17 protein-coding genes are annotated in these 19,617 nt (G+C 63.4%); 11 read left to right on the plus strand and 6 right to left on the minus strand.

Annotated features, from left to right (window positions below; translation table 11 throughout):
• The first annotated feature begins 4 nt into the window (after nt 1-4).
• The 5 genes from ACSKT0_RS21340 to ACSKT0_RS21360 are packed head-to-tail and all read left to right on the plus strand — an operon-like array spanning nt 5 to nt 5,153.
• Nucleotides 5-1,360: an ABC transporter substrate-binding protein gene (locus ACSKT0_RS21340; protein ID WP_437771510.1), complete on the plus strand. Its 1,356-nt coding sequence runs from the start codon at nt 5-7 to the stop codon at nt 1,358-1,360.
• Between the two features lie 59 nt (nt 1,361-1,419).
• On the plus strand, nt 1,420-2,235 hold the full coding sequence (locus tag ACSKT0_RS21345) for a tyrosine-protein phosphatase (protein ID WP_437771511.1): 816 nt from the start codon (nt 1,420-1,422) through the stop codon (nt 2,233-2,235).
• A 29-nt stretch (nt 2,236-2,264) separates the two neighbouring features.
• On the plus strand, nt 2,265-3,227 hold the full coding sequence (locus ACSKT0_RS21350; RefSeq protein WP_437771512.1) for a phosphodiesterase: 963 nt from the start codon (nt 2,265-2,267) through the stop codon (nt 3,225-3,227).
• Between the two features lie 31 nt (nt 3,228-3,258).
• The gene (locus ACSKT0_RS21355) at nt 3,259-4,215 is read left to right on the plus strand and encodes a carbohydrate ABC transporter permease (RefSeq protein WP_437771513.1); all 957 of its coding nucleotides are present in this window, start codon (nt 3,259-3,261) and stop codon (nt 4,213-4,215) included.
• Nucleotides 4,216-4,226: 11 nt separating this feature from the next.
• Nucleotides 4,227-5,153, plus strand: coding sequence for a carbohydrate ABC transporter permease (locus ACSKT0_RS21360; RefSeq protein ID WP_437771514.1), 927 nt, complete (start codon nt 4,227-4,229; stop codon nt 5,151-5,153).
• Between the two features lie 223 nt (nt 5,154-5,376).
• Here the strand turns inward: ACSKT0_RS21360 and ACSKT0_RS21365 are convergent, their stop codons facing one another.
• Together ACSKT0_RS21365 and ACSKT0_RS21370 are read right to left on the minus strand one after the other, a co-directional pair.
• Complete coding sequence (locus ACSKT0_RS21365) at nt 5,377-6,735, minus strand: formimidoylglutamate deiminase (RefSeq protein ID WP_437771515.1); 1,359 nt, start codon at nt 6,733-6,735, stop codon at nt 5,377-5,379.
• Nucleotides 6,732-7,931, minus strand: coding sequence for an allantoate amidohydrolase (locus ACSKT0_RS21370; protein ID WP_437771516.1), 1,200 nt, complete (start codon nt 7,929-7,931; stop codon nt 6,732-6,734). Before ACSKT0_RS21370 ends, ACSKT0_RS21365 begins: the two co-directional genes overlap by 4 nt.
• Nucleotides 7,932-8,206: 275 nt before the next feature.
• On the opposite strand from ACSKT0_RS21370, the gene ACSKT0_RS21375 reads away from it, so the two are divergent.
• Nucleotides 8,207-8,875, plus strand: a complete 669-nt coding sequence (locus ACSKT0_RS21375) for a hypothetical protein (protein WP_437771517.1) — start codon at nt 8,207-8,209, stop codon at nt 8,873-8,875.
• Nucleotides 8,876-9,127: 252 nt separating this feature from the next.
• Here ACSKT0_RS21375 and ACSKT0_RS21380 read toward each other — a convergent pair whose 3' ends face one another.
• The 3 genes from ACSKT0_RS21380 to ACSKT0_RS21390 form a co-directional block, all read right to left on the minus strand.
• The gene (locus tag ACSKT0_RS21380) at nt 9,128-10,114 is read right to left on the minus strand and encodes a serine hydrolase (RefSeq protein ID WP_437771518.1); all 987 of its coding nucleotides are present in this window, start codon (nt 10,112-10,114) and stop codon (nt 9,128-9,130) included.
• A gap of 173 nt (nt 10,115-10,287) precedes the next feature.
• Nucleotides 10,288-10,593 (minus strand): putative quinol monooxygenase, encoded by a 306-nt coding sequence (locus tag ACSKT0_RS21385; protein ID WP_437771519.1) that lies wholly within the window; start codon nt 10,591-10,593, stop codon nt 10,288-10,290.
• A gap of 28 nt (nt 10,594-10,621) precedes the next feature.
• The gene (locus ACSKT0_RS21390) at nt 10,622-11,359 is read right to left on the minus strand and encodes a glutamine amidotransferase (protein ID WP_437771520.1); all 738 of its coding nucleotides are present in this window, start codon (nt 11,357-11,359) and stop codon (nt 10,622-10,624) included.
• A gap of 385 nt (nt 11,360-11,744) precedes the next feature.
• Here ACSKT0_RS21390 and ACSKT0_RS21395 point away from each other — a divergent pair, with 385 nt between their 5' ends.
• The 4 genes from ACSKT0_RS21395 (at nt 11,745) to ACSKT0_RS21410 (ending at nt 15,097) form a co-directional block, all read left to right on the plus strand.
• Nucleotides 11,745-13,148 (plus strand): ammonium transporter, encoded by a 1,404-nt coding sequence (locus ACSKT0_RS21395; protein WP_437771521.1) that lies wholly within the window; start codon nt 11,745-11,747, stop codon nt 13,146-13,148.
• 47 nt (nt 13,149-13,195) lie between these two features.
• Nucleotides 13,196-13,519, plus strand: coding sequence for a DUF6221 family protein (locus ACSKT0_RS21400; RefSeq protein WP_437771522.1), 324 nt, complete (start codon nt 13,196-13,198; stop codon nt 13,517-13,519).
• 127 nt (nt 13,520-13,646) lie between these two features.
• A complete protein-coding gene (locus tag ACSKT0_RS21405) occupies nt 13,647-13,898 on the plus strand; it encodes a helix-turn-helix transcriptional regulator (protein ID WP_437771523.1) in 252 nt (83 codons plus the stop codon).
• A complete protein-coding gene (locus ACSKT0_RS21410) occupies nt 13,898-15,097 on the plus strand; it encodes a type II toxin-antitoxin system HipA family toxin (RefSeq protein ID WP_437771524.1) in 1,200 nt (399 codons plus the stop codon). Before ACSKT0_RS21405 ends, ACSKT0_RS21410 begins: the two co-directional genes overlap by 1 nt.
• 26 nt (nt 15,098-15,123) lie before the next feature.
• On the opposite strand, the gene ACSKT0_RS21415 is transcribed toward ACSKT0_RS21410, so the two are convergent.
• Complete coding sequence (locus ACSKT0_RS21415) at nt 15,124-16,929, minus strand: molybdopterin-dependent oxidoreductase (protein WP_437771525.1); 1,806 nt, start codon at nt 16,927-16,929, stop codon at nt 15,124-15,126.
• 161 nt (nt 16,930-17,090) lie between these two features.
• On the opposite strand from ACSKT0_RS21415, the gene ACSKT0_RS21420 reads away from it, so the two are divergent.
• Nucleotides 17,091-19,586, plus strand: coding sequence for an alkaline phosphatase family protein (locus ACSKT0_RS21420; protein ID WP_437771526.1), 2,496 nt, complete (start codon nt 17,091-17,093; stop codon nt 19,584-19,586).
• Nucleotides 19,587-19,617 lie beyond the last annotated feature (31 nt).

Raw genomic sequence — 19,617 nt, forward strand, 5'->3', positions numbered from 1 at the left:
TATTGTGCGCCCTCTCCGTTCAATTGCACTGACCATCGCCGCTGGCACCGCCGCATTGGCCCTCGCTGGCTGTTCCGGCACCACGCAGGCCAGCACCGTGAGCAACCAGGTCATCCCTGAACTCACGGCAGACCAGCAAATCAACATCACCTTCGAAAGCTACAACCTGGCCCAAGCCGGCGTCTGGACGGATACCGTCAAAGGCCTGGTAGCTGACTTCGAAAAGGCCCACCCTAATATCCACGTCACCGCACAGGCACCGCAGGGCGGCGGCGCTGTCGGATCCAACACGGTCAGCAGCGTCCAGACGCAACTCCTCGCCGGACACGCACCCGACGTCGCGCAGTTGACGTTCGATTCCCTCGACTTCGCCGCCACCCAGCTCGGCGCGCAGCCCATCAGCGACCTGGTCGGCCAGAAAGCCGTCGACGACGCCCTCGGCGGCGCCCACCCGTTCCACCCCAACGCGAAGCACCTCGCCGATTGGAACGGCAAGACCTACGGCATTCCTTACGTCTTCTCCACCCCTGTCCTCTTCTACAACGCCACCAAGCTCGCCGACGCCGGAATCACCAACCCGGACCTCTCCACCTGGGACAAGGTGGAGGCAGCCGCAAAGGCCGTTTCCGCGAAGACCGGAAAGCCATCCCTGGACATTTCGTGCGCAAGCATCGGGGGCAACTGGTGCATGCAGGGCGTCTTCAAGTCGAACGGGGCCCAGATCCTCTCCGATGACCGCAAGACGATCGGATTCGGCTCGGACGCGGCCGTTGACACCGTCACGAAGCTCGCACAGCTGACGAAGGACGGCGTGCTGCGCAACGCAGACAGCAACGCGCAATACGAAGGCCTCCCGAAGGGCGACACCGCTTTCATCCTCACTACTTCAGCACTCCAAGGCTCATTCATGTCGGCAGCCACGAAGGGCGGATGGGAGCTCAAGGCCGCCGGCATGCCCTCCTTCGGCAGCAAGCCTGCCGTGCCCACCAACTCTGGCTCGGCCCTGTTCGTCCTCTCGCAGGATCCCGCGAAGCAGCGCGCCGGATGGGAACTGATCAAGTTCATGACCAGCGACCACGCCTACGAGCAGATCTCCACCAAGATCGGCTACCTGCCCCTGCGCACCTCGCTGACCGCTCCGGGTGGTTCCCTTTACGACTGGGCCCAGAAGAACCCGCTCCTGGCCCCGAACCTCGCCCAGCTTGACCGTCTCCAGCCGTGGGTTTCCTACCCGGGAAACAGCTACGTGCAGATCGACGACATCCTCGGCAAAGCCGTCGAGAACGTCGTCTACTACGGCAAAGACGCAAAAACCACCATGGCCGACGCCCAGAAGCGCGCCCAGGACCTGATCCCCTAACTTCTCTGCCCCATTTTCCCGGACCCATCTTCTCCGGCCCATCCGGAAGGACATCAGCTGTGACAACCACTGCCGAGGACGCAGTCTTCGGAACCCGCAACCGCCCCTACCCCGTGGAGGGCACCTACAATTTCCGGAGCACGGCGGGCTATCCCGCCGCCGATGCTCCCGCTGCCACGCCGGGCGATGCCGCCGTCGTGCGGACCATCCGCCAAGGAAAGCTGTACCGCTCGGACGCATTGCACGGACTGACCGACGCCGGACGCCGGCAATTCTCCGAGCTCGGCATCCGTCTGGTCATCGACCTGCGTGACCGCACCGAGCTGGCCAAGTCACCCAGCAACCTTGAAGGACTCGCGGTCGACACGAGGCACAACCCGATTTTCGAAGAGGGCAACGTCCCCGGTACCGCTGAGATCACCACCCTGGCGCACATCTACCGGCTCATGATCGAGAGCCACGCCCAGCGCCTTGCCGACGCTATTCGCCTCATTGCCGACTCCGGAACAGATCCTGTCCTGGTGCACTGCACCGCGGGCAAGGACCGCACTGGCGTCGTGATTGCCCTCGCCCTCCTGGCCGCGGGGGTGGACCGCGAGCAGGTGATCCTCGACTACACAGCCAGCGAGGAAAACCTGCGCGGTGAATGGAGCGACGCCATGATGGCTGCCGCCTCCAGCCACCCGGGCCTTGCGGGCATCGGCGAGGAACTCCGGGAAATCATCTCCGCGAGCCCCGCCACCGTCTTGGAAACCACGCTGGATCTCGTAGACGAAATGTACGGCGGCGCCACCGGCCTGCTCCAGGCCCACGATTTCGGCGACGTCGACCTCGAACGGCTCAGGGACGTCCTGACCATCAGCTCCACCCGCTAAGAACCACTCACCTACAAGGAGACAAAACCGTGAACACCGAACTCCAGCACCCCGCCCCCGAGCACTTCATCCTGCACATCAGCGACACCCATTTCGTGGCCGACAACGACCTCCTGCACGGCAGCGTGGACAGCGACGAAAACCTCCGCCAGCTGTTCCGCGACTTCGTCAAGGCCCAGGTCAAGCCCGAAGCGCTGGTGTTCACCGGCGACCTCGCCGACACCGGCCGCCCGGACGCCTACGTCCGCCTCCGTAACATCGTGGAGCCCGTGGCCGAGGAGCTCGGCGCCAAGATCATCTGGGTCATGGGCAACCACGACGCGCGCACCGCGTTCCGCTCAGGCCTCCTTGACTCCGACGCCGGCGAGGAACCCGTGGACATGGTCCACGATGTCAACGGCCTGCGCATCATCGCCTTGGACTCGACCGTTCCGGGCAAGCACCACGGGGAAATCTCCGACGAGCAGCTCGCTTGGTTGTCCGATGTCCTGGCCACCCCGGCCCCGCACGGCACCCTCATCGCCCTGCACCACCCCCCGGTTCCCAGCCCACTGGAGATGATGGCCATGTTCGAACTCCGTGAACAGAGCCGCTTCGAGAAGGTCATCGAAGGCACCGACGTCCGCGGCATCCTGGCCGGCCACCTGCACTACTCCACGTTCAGCACTTTCGGCGGCGCTCCCGTGACGGTTGCTTCGGCCACGTGCTACACGCAGGACCTCAACGTCGCGCCGAAGTCCATGCGCGGACAGAACGGCGCGCAGGCGTTCAACCTGATCCACCTTTACAAGGACAAGATGCTCAGCTCCGTTGTGCCGATCGGCGAGTTCTCCACGGTGTACTCCGTCACGGCCGAGCAGATGGCCGCCTTCGAGAGGATGACGCTCGAAGAGGCGACCGCCGCGATGACCGCTCCCGGCGAGGAGTCCGACGTCGAGCCCTCCATCGCTGCCGAAGCGGCCGACGGCGAGCTCGCCGAAAGCGTTCGCTAACCAGCCACAGCACCGGAAGGAAGCCGAACGAATGTTCATCGAGACCGCCGGGCCGGCAACGGGCATTGCCCCTGCCGGCCCGGCGGGGCTCCCGGCCAACCGGCGCCCCAAGCGCCGCGCCCTGAGCCCCTACCTCTACATCCTGCCCGCCGTGGTCCTGCTTCTCGTCTGGACCTACTGGCCTCTGGGACAGACCGTAAACCTGTCCTTCAACGACTGGAACCTGATCCCCACGAAGCCCAAGCAGTACGTGGACGTGCAGAAGTACGCGAAGGTCCTGAGCCTGCCTGAGCTGCACCAAGCCCTGATCAACACGGGCTTGTACATCCTGGCGTTTCTGGGCATTTCCGTTGCGCTGCCGCTCGTGTTCGCGCTGCTTTCGCGCAAGGTCCAGGGCAGGGCCCGCACCGCGTACCAGGCCCTTATCTTCGTGCCGTTCCTCATCACTCCCGTTGCCAGCAGCGCGATCTGGCGGTGGCTGTTCGCGCCTGAAGGCGGAACGATTCCCGCGATCGCCGCCGCCCTGGGCGCGCCGATGGGCAACGTGTTCCGCGATCCCGACAGTTCGATGATCGCGGTGATCGTGATTGTCGGCTGGCAGATGCTCGGCTTCGGCGTGCTGGTGGTTTCGGCCGGACTGGCGGGCATCAGCCCGGATTACGCTGCCGCCGCATCGATCGACGGCGCGAGCGGCAGGCAGATCACGTGGCGGATCATTATCCCGCTGCTTTCGCCAAGCCTGGTGTTCCTCTCGCTCATGACCATCCTGCTGTCCGCGCAGTGGACATATCCCATCATCGATCTTGTGACGCAGGGCGGACCGGGAAATTCGTCCACCAACATCTACTACCTGCTGTACCAGTTCGGCTTCAGGAACTTCGACGCCGGCCTCTCCTCCGCGGCGGGCACGCTCTTCTTCCTCGGATTCGGGCTGATTGCCCTGGTCTTCGTGGAACTCTCGGAGCGACTCAGCTTCTACGACAACTAGAAAGAACCACCATGGCCTTCATCACCATCGCTCCGCCGGCCCAGCCTGGTTCCTTGGATGCTCTGCCTTCGGGGCCGACGAATTCGGGGCCGACGACGGCGCCTGCCGCCGGGCGGTCTGCTTCGTTGCGGCTTGGGTCTTTGCGGTTAGTACCCAGCCACGTTCTCCTGATCGCCTTGGCAATCGTCTCGATCTTCCCCATTTACTGGATGTTCGTCACGGCCTTCCGACCGCCGTCGGACGCCCTGTCCACCGACCCGTTGCCGGGACCGCTGAGCCTGGAGAATTTCCAGTACGTCCTGAAGACCATTCCCATCGCGGGGATGTTGGCGAATACCTTCGGCATGGCACTGACGTTGGCGGTGTCTCAACTGCTCGTGGCCATCCTGGCTTCGTACGGGTTCGCGCGTTGGGATTTTGTCGGAAAGAAAGCCCTGTACCTGTTGTTCGTGGGGTCCTGGCTGGTGCCTTTCCAGGTCACGATGATTCCCAATTACCTGCTGGTTTCGCAGATGGGCCTCCTCAACACCATCACCGGCGTCGTCATCCCGCAACTGTGTTCGGCCTTCGCGGTGATGATGCTGCGCCAGCACCTCGAGGCCTTCCCGAAGGACCTCCTGGATGCGAGCCAGATGGATGGACGGTCGTCATGGAGGACCCTGTGGGAAGTTGTGGTTCCGAACCTGCGGCCAGCGCTGGCGGCCCTTGGGATCATGCTGTTCATCAGCGCCTGGAACGAGTACTTGTGGCCTTCACTGATCATGCAGAAGTCCGATGCCCTCATCCAAGTCGGTATCCGCGGCTTCCTGGGCGCCGAAGGCAACAACTGGGGCGCCATCATGGCAGCGTCCTCGCTCGCATGTCTGCCGATCTTCCTGATCTACATCTTCCTGCAGCGATACGTCGTGGATGCCTTCGTCCGTTCGGGGTTGAAGTAGCCCTCCCCCGACGCCCGCTCACATAAATGGCCGTTCCGGCGGACGCCCGCTCATTTGTGCCGCCGTTTCGGCCGACGCCCGCTCACATATAGGGCCAATTCCCGGATCCCTCGCTCACTAGATGTGAGCGAGGGATCCGGAAAACAACCACATAAGTGAGCGAGCGTCTTGGGTGAGCGAGTTAAACCAAGGAGTCCCGGTTATATCACCCTAGGAAAGCGCCCTAGGAGAATTCCTTCAGCGCTTCGGTGAGCAGCACGCCCGGAGAACCCAGCCGAACATGGACGCCGTTTGAGGCCGCCAGTTCGCCAGCGATCACGACGGCGGTGACGTCGCCCGCCGTCGCGCTGAACGCGAACTGCTGCGGCATGGAACCGGCTGTCCGCACCGAGTCCGGAGCCACGGCCATGAGGTCGCACACCGCACCTACCTCAAGTGCAGACACAATGGGCGTAGCCATGGATGCGGTTGCGCCGATGGTGGCCGCGTGCAGCAGTTCCTGGGGTGAAAACCTGCCCCGTTGGCCGGAGCCGAGGCGTTCTCCGTGTTCCAAGGTGCGCATCTCAACCCAGGGATCGATCACGGCGTGTTGGTCCGTGCCCAGCGCGATGGTCGCCCCGGCGTCGGACAGGGCGCGTGCCGGTCCGATCCCGTCGGCGAGATCGGCCTCAGTACTGGGGCACATCACAACCGTTGCCCCCGCATCCCCGAGGAGCTGGATGTCCTCCAACGTTAGGTGGGTCGCGTGCACGGCGGAAAGCCGCCCGGATAGCAGGCCGTGCCGGGCAAGCAATCCGGCAGGGGTGACGCCATAGGCCTGCAGGCACGCCTCGTTCTCGGCTGGTTGTTCACTGAGGTGGATGTGGAGCGGGATATCGGTGGGCAACCGCCGGGCGACGGTCTTGAGCGCCTCCTCGGGCACTCCGCGGACGGAATGCAGTGCGGCCCCCACGCCGACCATTTCAGGCGGAAAGCTCCGTGCCACCTCGGCCCGCAGTGACGCGAGCCGGTCCAACCAGGCTTGGGCATCGGCGTCGCCAAACCGAGCCTGTTCCGGGCTGAGCGGACTCCCGATCCCTCCCGCGAGGTACAGGGTGTCCAGCAATGTCAGGCGGATCCCAGCCGCCATGGCAGCCCTGGCCACCGCCAGTTCCATCGCATGCGGCTCCGGGTACGGCGTTCCTTCCGGCTGGTGGTGGACGTAGTGGAACTCGGCCACGCTGCTAAAACCCGCGACCACCATTTCTGTGAAGACCGCCGTGGCGAGCTTCTCGTATTTCTCCGGGGTAAGTTCCGCCGCGCTCCGGTACATCTGCTCCCGCCAGACCCAGAAGTCACCGCGCCCGTCATGCGTCCGTCCGCGCAGGATCCGGTGAAAAGCGTGCGAATGGGCGTTGGCCGCCGCGGGGAAGACGACCCCATTCAATATCCGGTCATCCGTTTCGGGCTCGACGCCGGTAGCGATCCGGGAGATGCGCCCCTCGTGCACTTCCAGCCGAACGCCGGTGGCGACAACCGCGCCGCCCGGGACAGAACCGCCGTCGGCGTTTACAAGCGCCGCCTCGCACCAGAGGCCGCTCACAGGAGTCCCTCCAGAACGTCAGCGAGGGCGATCGCGCCGGCTAAGGCATCCTCGTCGGCCACGTACTCTTCCGGGGAATGCGAGATTCCGCTCGGGTTGCGGACAAAAAGCATCGCCGAGGGGACATGTCCAGCCAAGACTCCGGCGTCGTGCCCAGCGCCGGTTGCCAGCACCGGCGCGTCCGGCAGGAGCTCGCCGATGCGTCGGCTCAGCCCGGGATCGAAATGCACGGTGTCGCTGTAGGACTCCTCGGTGAGGGTGACGGTGCATCCCTCGCCCGCCGCGATTTCCTGCGCCGCGCGGTAGATCGATTCGATCAGTTGTGCCGTCACGGCGTCGTCGGGATGCCGGGCGTCGAGCCATAGATCGACGCGGGAGGCAATCACGTTGGTGCCGCCGGGAACCGGGGTCAAGCGCCCCACGGTGGCCCGCGCATCCGGCTGCCTCGCCGCGGTGTCGCGGACGGCAACGACGATCTGCGCCGCCGCGACCATGGGATCGGCACGGTCGGCCATGAGAGTGGTTCCGGCGTGGTTGCCTTGGCCGCTGACGCTCAGCTTCCAGCGGCCGTGGCCCAGGATGGAGCTTCCGACGGCGATGGCCGGCCCGCCCTGGCCCAGCCCCTTTCCCTGTTCCACATGCAGTTCAACGAAGTCGCCAATTCGCGCCATGGCTTCTGGATCGGGACCGACGTGCCGGGGATCAAGACCGTTGCTCCGGGCGACGTCGGCGAAAGTGTTGCCGTCAACGTCGCGCAGGTTCAGCGCCTTGTCGACGTCGATGGCACCCGTCAATAGCCGCGAGCCCAGGCAGGCTACGCCAAAGCGGGATCCTTCTTCTTCCGGGAAGACGGTGATGGCCAGGGAACGCCCCGGCTTGACGCCTCGAGAGGCAAGGACGTCGACGGCGGCGAGTGCGGACGCGACTCCGAGCGGCCCGTCAAAGGCACCCCCGCCCGGGACGGAGTCGAGGTGGCTGCCGGTGACAAGCGCACCGTCCTGGGGCTTTCCCCACCAGGCCCAGATAATGCCGTTGCGGTCGGTCTCGACGCCAAGGCCGCGCTGTTGGGCTTGTTCGATGAACCAGTGCCTGAGGTCGAGCTCGGGCGTCGAGTAGACGGCCCTTGAGTATCCTCCGCGCACCGCATCGCGGCCCACGTCCTTGATCGAGTCAAGGAGCTGATTGACGGTTTCCACGTGTTCCTCCGATTAATGAAGACTGCCACCAAGTCACATGATGTCACTCCGCCATATGGACTGCCGCCCCGGACCGGCGTACCTTAATATCCAAACACCGCACTGGGGAGGTGGAGTGTTTGGCTGGGTATCTGGGGTGCCGTGGCATTTTTTGGGTTCGCCCTGTTCTTCTCGCCGTATTCGGCGCATTGGCGTGGTTGCTGTGGCTGGCCGGTCCTTCGCGGGCCACAGACCTTCTGCCGACGATTCCGGCTGTCCCGTCACCGTCGGTTTCCGTGCCCCCGGTTCCCCTCACCGGTCCCGTTGGATCGCTCGTCGACCACGTAGCGTCCGTGGTTCCAAGCCCGAGCCAGCTGGCCACAGTTCCTGAGACCGTAGTCAACCAGCTAAGGGAGCAGGTGTTGACGCCAGTCGTTGGAGCAGTCGACGCGGTGCCGCCCGCGGTCGAGAACACAATCAAGGAACTCCCGGCCTTGCCCGAGCCGCCTTCCGTGCCGGCATTGCCGCCGGCACCGTCGCCCGGGACACTGCCGCCTCAAGGACCAAGCGTTCCGGCTGTCACCGAGGCCACCACTCTTGTCCGCACCAGCCCTCTCACATCTGCGGTCCAGCCCGGCAAGGGAGCGGCCACAAGCGACCCCGGATTCACAAGGAACACCGCATTCATGCCGGACGGCGCTGTCTTCATGCCCCCCGCAGTGTTCGCGACAACGGATGTGTCCCCGGTCCCCGGCGGGCCGCCGCCTGACACGCCGGTTCCTGCGTCGGTCTCGCCACCTGGGGCAGGATCGACGTCGAGTCCAGAGGGCGGTTCCGCCCTTGGCGCGGCAGATCTGCCGGAACAACGCGCCCTGGCACCGCCACCCCGCCATGGACCCATCCCCGATCGCGGGCAATCCCCCTCAGACGATCCCGCATTCGATCCTGGTTCCTCTCCCGACTGATCAGGCCGCCCCTGCCCATCTGGCAGGCACGACCAACTGCGCCACACCGCGCAGGACACACTTTAGTCAGGAGAAGACCATGCAGGACCAGAACCGATTGATAGGAAATTGGCCCGACCCCATGCAGAAGGGAGGTAAATAGATAGCATCGCGACAGGCGCTCAGCGCCCAAAAGGGAACAAGGACGCCGGCCGCGCAGTCAGTCTGACTGCGCGGCCGGCGTCGTGATGCTCAAGATAGGCCAATGTCCTTTTAGAACAGGCCGTTCGCCACAGCCTGGGTGAGCTGGTGGAAGATGTCGGTGCGGGCGGGGATATCACTCTCGTCCTGACCCTTGGTGTAGACCACGAACGCGTAGGAGTCGGTCCCGTTGGTGAGGATGCTGGCGTCGTGGAGTTCGTCGTCGAGCAGTCCGTACTTGTGGAAAACAGTGATTCCGGCCGGCACTGCGGCGGGGATGAGGGATTCATAGTTGGTGTTCTGCATGTAGGACAACAACTGCGCTGTGTGCTGCTGGTTCAGCAGCTTCCCGCCGTAAAGGCCGGCCATGATGCTGGCCATTTCGCTTGGAGTCAGCGTGTTTTCCATGGGGTCATAGCTGACGCCGATTGACCCGGCATAGGCCTGCAGTTCCGAATAGCCGACAGCGTCCATGATCAAGGACCAGGATTCGTTGTCGCTGTCCTGGATCATCTCCTTGATCTGGAATCCGGCCGTGTAGTCGCCCAAGGGGTCGTCAAGGGACACGGCGCCCGTTTCGACGAGGTGATAGTACGCGGCGGCAGCCAGGACCTTGGCGGTGCTTGCTGCCTCGAATGGCGCCTGGACCCCGTACTGATGGCTTGAGCCATTGGACAAGTCGATCAGGGTGACGCCGACCTGGTACTGGCTGTTCGCGTCGATGATGCCGTTGATCTCGGCGTCCAAGGCGGGGGTCACGCCGGTAGCCGGCGCAGCGGCTGCGGGAGCTGCGACTGCGGGCGCAGCGGCTGCGGGAGCTGCGACTGCGGGAGCTGCGACTGCTGGAGCGGCAGTCGGCGCCTCGGCCGTCGTCGACGACGGTGCGGCAGTCGACGTCGTCGTGGCCGCCGTCGACGGGGTTGCGGCTGGAACAGCTGCCGACGGCGTGGCCCTCGCCATCGCCGATACCTTATGTGAGACAGATGAGCGGGCGTGCGCGGCAGAGTAGACCGTGGCGGTCAGGGTCAGGGCAAGAATGGCCGCAAATGCTGTGAGCAAGGCCGATCGACGTCGGCGGGGACTCCAGCTGTTCCACCGACTTCTCTTTCGTCTGGACCCTTGGCCGGGACGACGGGGCTCTCGCTCTTCCATAATGAACCAACCGTAGCTACTGCAGCTATGTATGAGCTATGAAAATACTGTCCATCAGCCACGTGTCGCCTGAGTGAATATCAGGCGTCGCGGATCGGTGAGCCCAATACTGTGAACCGGGTCCCGCCCAACTCTCCGGACAGCATTGGCATTGCCTCGGCGATGGCGGCCCGGACGCTGTCCAGCTGCAGCGATCCTTGGTGCGCTTCCGCCGATTCCCATAGTTCGCAGACAAAGACCGTGTCCGGCGATTCTTCGTTGACGCCCACCTCGTAGAGCAGGCAGCCCGCGCCCCGGAGCTCCGGTTTCGGTCTGAGCAGGATAGAGACGACAGCGTCGCGCTGGCCGGGTTTCGTGCCGAGGCTTCCCACATTTGCAAAAGTCATGGGCCCATTGTGCTTCATTCCTCCGACGTTATTGAGGAATCGCGTATCGGCGGACAAAGTTGCCGAGGATCTTCATGGGTTCGGTCGCCGTGATCTTCCGGGCGTCTGCCATCAGCTGTTCAGCAGCCTCGGGCGGGAAGTATCCGGCGTGGCGATAGGTGTCGATCCGCGTGACGAGCCCCTCGGAGTCGAGCTCCGGATGGAATTGGGTGGCGTAAAGGTTCGTTTTGATGCGGAACATCTGTACCGGGCAGGCTGCCGAGCTGGCAAGCAGCACCGCGTGTCCTGGCAGTACCGTGCAGGCTTCCTTATGGCCGGTAAAGGCGACAAAGCGCTCGGACATGCCTTCGAGGAGCGGGTCTTGGAGGCCCTCCGCTGTGAGTTTGATGGTTACCCCGCCGAGTCCTTCGCCGTAGGTACGGTCGATCACAGCCCCTTGGTGAAGCCCGAGGGTTCCGACCCCATAGCAGGCCCCCAGAAAGGGAAAGTCGGTTGCAACAATCGTGTCCAGCAGTTGCGCGAGTTCCTTCTCGACCCGTTTCTGGACCGGGCTCTTGTGTTCCGGCGGGTCGCTCGAAGTGAAGGGGCTGCCACCCACAATCACGCCGGAATAGTCGGAGAGCTCAAGCGGTGGCAGGGGCGCCGCCTCCATTCGGATGCGTTGTAGCTCCTCGGGAACGAGCCCTCCAAAACGAAGATACGCCTGGTACTCTTCCTCGGCGGCGGCGTCTTCGGCGCGAGATGCGAGCAGGAGAAACGGCTTCACAGGCTAAGTGTGCGCCCGGCGCCCGTGACGCGCCAGCATTCGGCTGAAACATGGCATCCAGGGGAGGTGAGCCGCCGTTCACGTGGAAGAAATGTCCGGATTTCGGGCGGAATGGAAGAATTTCACCTCGATTGGCCCAGGAATCCGCGGAATCACTGGGATATTTGGCGCCTGTCCCGGGCGGCCACTCGTCTGCGCCGGGGTGGCGTTAACATTCCCGAAACACGCCCGTCATGCGTTCTTCACGTCAAGCCCGGTTATGTAACGTCCCCGCAATTTTTCCTCGCACTGCCTGAAACACGGAACCGGAAACATTGGGCAGGGGAAGAACGGGACCAAGCTGCGGCGGTCCTCCTACGGCATTCCGATTAGAAGGGAAACGCACGTGAATATCACTGCGGAAAACGTTTGGGTCATGGTGTCGGCGGCACTTGCACTGCTCATGACTCCGGCACTCGGCCTCTTCTACGGTGGCATGACGCGGGCCAAGGCCTCCCTCAACATGATCATGATGAGCTTCATCTCCGCGGGCATCGTAGGCGCCGTGTGGATCCTGTGGGGCTACTCGATGATCAGCGGCAAGAGTGTCCTGGGGATTTTCGGCAATCCGTTCACCAGCTTCGGCTCGACGGACCTGGTCGGTTCCACCGATCTCATCAAGCTCGGCTTCAGCGCCACCTTCGCCATCGTCACCGTGGCCCTGATCAGCGGCGCCATCGCCGATCGCGCCAAATTCTCATCCTGGGTCATCTTCGTCCCCATCTGGATCACCCTGGTGTACTGCCCCTTGGCTTTCATGGTCTGGGGCGGCGGCCTCCTAAGCCCCGATGGGGCCATCAGTTCGGTCTTCGGTCAGGTGATTGATTTCGCCGGCGGCACAGTGGTGGAAATCAGCTCCGGCGCTGCCGCGTTTGTCCTGGCATTGATCCTTGGCAAGCGCCACGGCTTTGGAAAAGACCCGAACCACCGCCCGCACAACCTCCCTTTCATCATGCTTGGCGCCGGCCTCCTGTGGTTCGGTTGGTTCGGTTTCAATGCCGGCGCGGCCACGACGTCGGCGCAAGCCGGCTTGATCTGGGTCAATACCCTCGTAGCCCCGGCCGGGGCAATGCTCAGCTGGTTGGTCACCGAAAAGATCCGGCACGGCCACCCCACGTCCCTGGGCGCCGCATCCGGCGTCGTCGCCGGCCTCGTCGCTATTACCCCCGCCTGTGCCAACGTGGCTCCCGCCGCCGCCCTCGGCCTGGGGCTGGTGGCCGGCGCCGCCTGCGCCGTGTTTGTCGACCTGAAACACAAGTTCGGCTTCGATGACTCCCTCGACGTCGTGGGTGTCCACCTTGGTGGCGGGCTTGTCGGCACGCTCGCACTCGGATTCATCGCGCTGCCCGTCAACGGCAAGGGTGGGGGATTGTTCTACGGCGGCGGGCTCCAGCAGCTCGTGGCGCAGATCGTCGCCATTCTTGTCACCCTTGCAGTGTCTGGAATCATGACAGCAATCATTGCCCTTGTGATCCACAAGACCGTCGGATTCCGGGTCAGCCACGAGGCGGAGCTCGCCGGAGTGGACTTGTCCGAGCATGCCGAGACCGCGTACGAGTTCGGCAGCATGTCCCGGAGCCACTTCAACGCCCTCCCGCACATTGCCGCGATTCCCCACGTCAACATCCCTGTTGCCGCCCGAGCCGCCGCTGCCGTCCCGGTTTCAGCCCGGGCCGCTGCCGTCGCGTCGTCCCCCGCTGCCGCTCGCGCCGTCGAGCTCCAACGCGAAAAGCAAGCAGACCCCGCCTAGCGAATGCAGGCATTTCCGCGGCCGCAAGGGACGCGTACGCTCAATTTGTGGATATCGTCGATTTCCTCTCGGACCGCCTGGACGAGGACGAGGCTGCGGCGCGGAGACTCCTCGGCGATCGCTCCGTCTCCGAGGCGGGCAAATGGTACGAGCGGCGCCTCCTCCTGGAATGCGAATCAAAGAGAAGGCTGCTCAGGATCGTAGAATCCGCACGGCAGACGGCCTTGGCCACGATGGTTCGCGGCACGCTTGGGGATACCCCGCAGTGGATCCCGGAATCGATCGAATGGACCACGAAATCTTTGAATGCCCTCGCGCTGCCCTACTCTGACCATCCGGACTTCGAGCCGGAATGGCTGGCGGGGACGTAGCTGGCACGCTCGAGCCGCGAGAGTTGGAATCGGCAGGATCTTGCCGAAATGATGTTTTTGCGGCCTCATAGCAACCAAAATCAACACTTTCGGCAGCATCTTGCCGATTTTGGAAAAATGGTTCAGAATGGATCTAGAAAACCGCCAAATCGGCAACATCATGCCGGATCATCGGAGACTTGTGGAAGACCTAGCGGCGATCGCGGCCACCATACGGAAGGCACGCAAAGAGGCCGGAATCACGCAGGCGGACCTTGCCGACCTTGCCGGGACTTCCGAAAGGACCGTGCGCGCGATTGAGACGGCCACCGGAAATCCTTCACTGGGCGCCGTCGTGGCTGTAGCCAACGCCGTCGGCCTGCACATGGCAGCGGCCTGATGGTCGACGATTTCGGGGAGTTGAAGTTCGTTCGTGCAGCGGACGTTCACAAAGGCGGCGTCTTGGCGGGCCACCTCGCCCGCACTGGTCACGGCGTGGTCAGTTTTTCCTACGTGGCGGAGTACCTGACCTCCGGTCTGCCCGCGGTTGCCAGTTCATTGCCCCTGACAGACCTTCCCGTCGAGACTCCTGCTGGCGCTCTTCCGCCGTTCTTCGCGGGCCTGCTGCCGGAGGGGCACCGGCTGAGCGTGCTCAGGGACGCCACCAAAACCAGCCTCGACGACGAACTCACACTCCTGCTCGCAGTCGGAGCCGATGCCCCGGGAGACGTTCAAGTGGTCCCTACCGGGGATATTCCCGTCGAACCCGCACCCCTTGCCGACACATCCAGGCCCGAGGAACTGGACTTTGCCGCCCTCGCCAACGCAGTGGACCGCCATGCCATCCCCGGCGTACAGGACAAGGCAAGTGCCTCTATGCTCACCACACCGCTGTCTCTCAGGGGGCAACGATATCTACTCAAACTCGACCCGCCCAACCACGCACACTTGCTGGCCAACGAAGCGGTGCACCTCTCCGCCGCCAAAGGCCTCAAGATCCCTGTAGCCAAGAGCCATATCATCACGGACATGCACGGGTTGCCTGGGTTGCTGGTGGAACGCTTCGACCGCGTCCAGGACAAGGACCACCGCTCCTGGGTGCGCCTGCCCATGGAAGACGGAGCGCAGGTCATGCGTCTGCCACCGGCTTCCAAGTATTCCGTCACGTCCGAGGACGTCGCTGCTGCGCTTGCCGGGCGGTGCAAAGCCCCACTCGTGGCAAGCCGCAATCTATACCTGCAGTTCGTCTTTGCCTGGCTGACCGGGAACGGTGACCTCCATGCCAAGAATCTCTCGATCCTTGGGGGGCGGCACGGAGGATTCGCCATGGCCCCGATCTACGACATTCCGTGCACCTTGCTGTACGGAGACGACTCGCTCGCGCTGCCGGTGTCCGGGAAAACCAAAAACCTCAAGGCGAAGCACTGGGCCGATTTCGCGTCGAACCTCGGCTTGCCACAACGCGCTGCCGCCGCCGCCAATGCATTGGCCCTGTCAGCTTCTGGAAAGATCAAGCTGGAGGACCTACCGTTCACCGGGTCACCGCTCGGAGGTGCCCTGCGGGAGTTGCGATTCCGGCGCAGAGAGCTGGCGGGCTGATTGCCGCGCCCACCCTCACAGGCCTTCTAGATCGACTGCCGGTATCCGAAGAACTCATGGTCTTCGTTGTAGCCGCCGAAGCCGCCGCCCACGTCGGAAAAGTTCTCGACGAATTCGATGCCCTTGATCCATTTGACCATCTTGAAGCCGAGCTGCACCTCGTTGCGCAGCCGAAGTGGCGCCCCGTGTCCGTACGAAAGCGGCGCACCGTTCATGTCGTAGGCGAGCATGGTGAGCTGATAGCCCATCTGCTCGATCGGATGCGCATCGTAGTAGTCGCCCTCATCCGGTCCCTCACCCAAGGAATAGAACACCACCCACTTTGCTTCGGGTGCCGGCTTGACCAAATCGAGGATGGCCTGCATCGACACCCCTCCCCATTTGGCTACTCCCGACCAGCCCTGGATGCAGAAGTGTTGCGTAATCTGCTCGTGGTAATCCATTGCTCGCAGCTCGGCGAGGCTCAACTCGACCGGATTGCCCACGAGCCCGTTGATGCGCAAGCGGTAATCCCGGAAATCGTTGTCAAAGAGATTCTTGTACTCGTCGGATTCGGGATACTGGCCGTTCAGCCAGAGGCGCGGCGAGATGTCCTTCTCCGTGTACTGCCCCGGGCGTGAGTCGATGTGCTCGAACAGCCGTTGTGCCGGGCCAATCAGGGCGTAACCGGCCCTCTGGATGAGCCGCGGATGCCGAATTGTGAGCGGAGTAGCAGCGACCCAACCGACGATGATGACCACCATCGAAGCAGCGAAAATCCAGAACCCGGTCCAGGACTGGTCGTTGCGCCCCGCATACATGTGGTTGAGGTTTTCCAGCGCCCCGGTAGTGAGAACCAGGGCCACGTGAAGGACGATGAACAACAGGAACCAGCACAGCACCAGGAAGTGCAAGGAACGTGCCATCTGGATGTTGAAGACCGAGCTGATGCGCCGAAAACGCGTGGAGAGTGCCGGGGACATGCCTAGCCCGGTGATGAGGGCCAGGGGTGCGGCGATGAAGATCGTGATGAAGTAGGCGATCAGTTGCAGGCTGTTGTAGTTGGTCCATCCGCTCTCGGTGGGCCATTCCAAGGAGAGGTATTGGATGACAACCGAGATCGAGTTGGGGATGACGTCCCAGCTCAGCGGGACCACGCGCATCCACTGGCCTGTCGCGAACAACAGCACGAAGAAGACGACTCCGTTGACCAGCCATAGCGTGTCTATCCCAAGGTGCCACCAGCGCGCAAGCCCGATCGAGTGCCGAAGCCCCGGCAGGCCGACCTGCTGAGGGAGGCTGATCGAATCCTTCTTAGCCGTCCACAAAGGATCTTCGGGTACTGGCTTCTGTACCCGGAACCAATCCCGTCCCGGCGTCGAATGCCGCGTCCAATACAGTCGCGGGTGATCCGTAAGTATCTGTGCACCCGAACGGATGATGAAGATCATGAAGAACATGTTGAGGAAGTGTTGCCACCCCAGCCAGGCGGGAAACCCCGCAGGGGCGTCGTACGGCAGCTTTGAGGCTCCCGGATAGGTCTTCAGGAACGACTCGACGGGGGGCAACCCCCGGATCCCTTTCGCGACGGCCACCGCGACGATGAGCAGCACGAAGCCGATCGGGATCAACCAGAGCAGATTGAACCACTTGCTGGGGCTGATCCGAATACGCGGGGCGATGCCGCGATCCTGGGGCAGCGAACCGGCGAAAGTCATCGGGTCGATGACGTCCTCCCCGCGCTTCAACTCACTCCGGAAGCTGCCCTCGGCACCGGACCCGGAGTGCGACGTCGGACCCCTCCGCTGCGGGTCCTGCATCGGATCCGGCGGCATCGATTTGTCAGCTGTCATGAGGCCGAGCCTAGACCCCGGCGGGGTTGGACGATGAAACTGGATCGTCCCCCCTGGCGAAGCGACACTGTCCGGCCCCCGCTTCATCAGTTCACTGACGATTTAGCTGATGGTTCCCTGTGAGTCGGGCCAACGTGTTTCACGGCTCCTAGCTTTGGACCATGAAATTCAAAACAATCCCGGTCATCATCGGAACATTGTCTTGTGTGCTCGTCGGCGGCGCCGCGTTCGCGGCGGTTTCCACGTTCGCCGGCCCCCACGAGGACGGAACGGCAGTCACGTCAATCGGCATGCGCGTCACGCCAACCGGACAGCAGACCTCACTCGGAGACCTCCCGCTCAACTCAGCCATTTCTCCCGACGGCAAGAGGCTCGCGGTCACCAACAACGGTCAAGGTACGCAGTCACTGCAACTCGTCGATCTCGCAGACCACGAGGTAGACCAGACCATCTCTTACAAGTCCCCGGAATCCCTCTACATGGGTTTGGCGTGGAGCCCTGACGGCACCAAGCTCTACGCCAGCGCAGCAGCAAACTCCAAGATCCGCACCTACAGCTACTCCGGCGGCAAACTGGCAGAAGGTGCGCCCATCCAGCTTCCCACCACGACGCCCGCGGGCAAGGCACTCAACCTCTTCCCGGCCGGATTGGCGATCACGCCCGACGGCAAGCGGCTGGTTGTTGCAGATCAGCTCGCTGACGCCGTGTCCGTCGTCGAGCTCTCCACTGGCAATGTCTCGACGACGCCGGCCGGTCACCGACCGCTTTCGGTCACGGTTTCCCCGGATGGCACGACGGCGTTCGTCACCAACCAGGGCGCCTCGGACCTCTCCGCGGTGGACATCACAGGGGCCGAGCCGAAGGTTTCCCGCACCGTCACGGTGGGTCTCCACCCCAACAAGTCCGTCCTGTCGAAGGACGGCCGTACGCTTTACGTCGCCAACGGCGACGACGACACCGTCTCGGTTGTCGATACGGCCGCCGGCACAAGCTCGAGTGTCAGCGTCGCACCTGAAAAGGGCGCACCGGTAGGAACCAATCCCACCGGACTGGCCCTGGACGAAGCCGGGCACCGCCTCTTCGTGAGCAACTCCGGGAACAACGACGTCGCCGTCGTCGACCTTGCCCAGAACGCAGTGGCCGGTGTAGTGCCTGTCGGCTGGTACCCGAGTTCGCTCGCCTTCATCGGCGGGACATTGCATGTCACCAACGCGAAGGGGCTGGGCGCCGGACCTAACAACGGACCTGGGCACCCGAACCCGGAGTCAACCGCACCGGCCGCCGAAAACCAGTACAGCGGATCGATGATCGCTGGCACGCTGAGCAGTTTCAGCGTGCCTGAGGGCGGCCAGTTGCAGAAGGCCAGCGAGCAGGTCAAAAACAACAACCGCCCGGACACCGCCGGTGGCAACATCATCCCGCGCCAACCAGGTCAAGAGAGTCCCATCAAACACGTGATCTACGTGGTCAAGGAAAACCGCACTTACGACCAGGTGCTTGGAAGCCTCGGCAAGGGCAATGGAGATCCTTCGCTGAATCTCTTCGGCGACGAGTCTGCGCCGAATATGCGGGCCCTCTCCAAGAAGTTCACCACCATTGACAACTTCTACGCCGATGCTGAAGTCAGCGCCAACGGTTGGAACTGGGTGGCCTCTGCCAACTCGAACCCGTACGCAGAGCAGATGTGGCCTGCCAACTACTCGGGCCGCAAGGCACCGTATCCCAGCGAAGGAAATGCCCCTGAAATCGCGGCCCAACAGCCTGACAACACGTACGTCTGGCAGCGGCTCGCCAAGGCAGGGGTCAGTTTCCGCAACTACGGCTTCTACGTTTCCAACAACGCCGGCACGTTCAACGCCGCGGACCCAGTCCTGGATGCGCAGACCGACCACAACTACCACGGTTACGACCTGAGCTGCCCTGATTCAGCCGGTTCGTTCGCACCGCTGAAGCCTGGCTGCGGTACCCCACGTATTGAAGAATGGGCCAAGGACTTCCAGTCCCAAGTGACATCCGGAACCGTTCCCACGGTCCAGTTCGTCCGCCTGCCGAATGACCACACGCAAGCCACCCGCGTGGGCGCCCCCACGCCGAAGGCCTACGTCGCGGATAACGACTACGCGCTCGGCAAGCTGGTGGACACTGTGTCCCACTCTTCCGCTTGGAAGGACACCGCCATCTTCGTCACGGAGGATGACGCTCAGAACGGCCCGGACCACGTGGATGCGCACCGCACCTTGGCACTGGCCATCAGCCCCTATACCCAGACCGGGAAAGTCGATTCAACCTTCTACAGCACGGCTTCGATGGTCCGCACCATCGGCCTCATCGCCGGCATCGGTCCGCTGACCCAGTTCGACGCCTTCGCCACTCCCATGAACGCGTCGTTCACGGCCAAGCCGGACAACACGCCGTACACCGCCCTCAAGCCCAGCTACGACATGACCACCGTCAACGGGGCAAACGCTCCGATGGCCCCCCAGATAGCCACCCAGGACACTGCCACCGAAGACAAGATTGATGAGCAGCTGTTCAACAAGTCCATCTGGCAGTCAGTGAACGGTGCTGACTCGAAGATGCCCGAACCCCAGCACAGCGTGATCGGTTCCGGCTCAGGTTCCAGCAGCCAACCGGCCGCGAAGGATCCTGACGGCTAGCCAGATCCCATTTGGCAGGGCGGTCACCGGC

This window comes from Arthrobacter sp. KNU40 (assembly GCF_051515115.1).
In the GTDB taxonomy this organism is placed as follows: Bacteria; Actinomycetota; Actinomycetes; order Actinomycetales; family Micrococcaceae; genus Arthrobacter.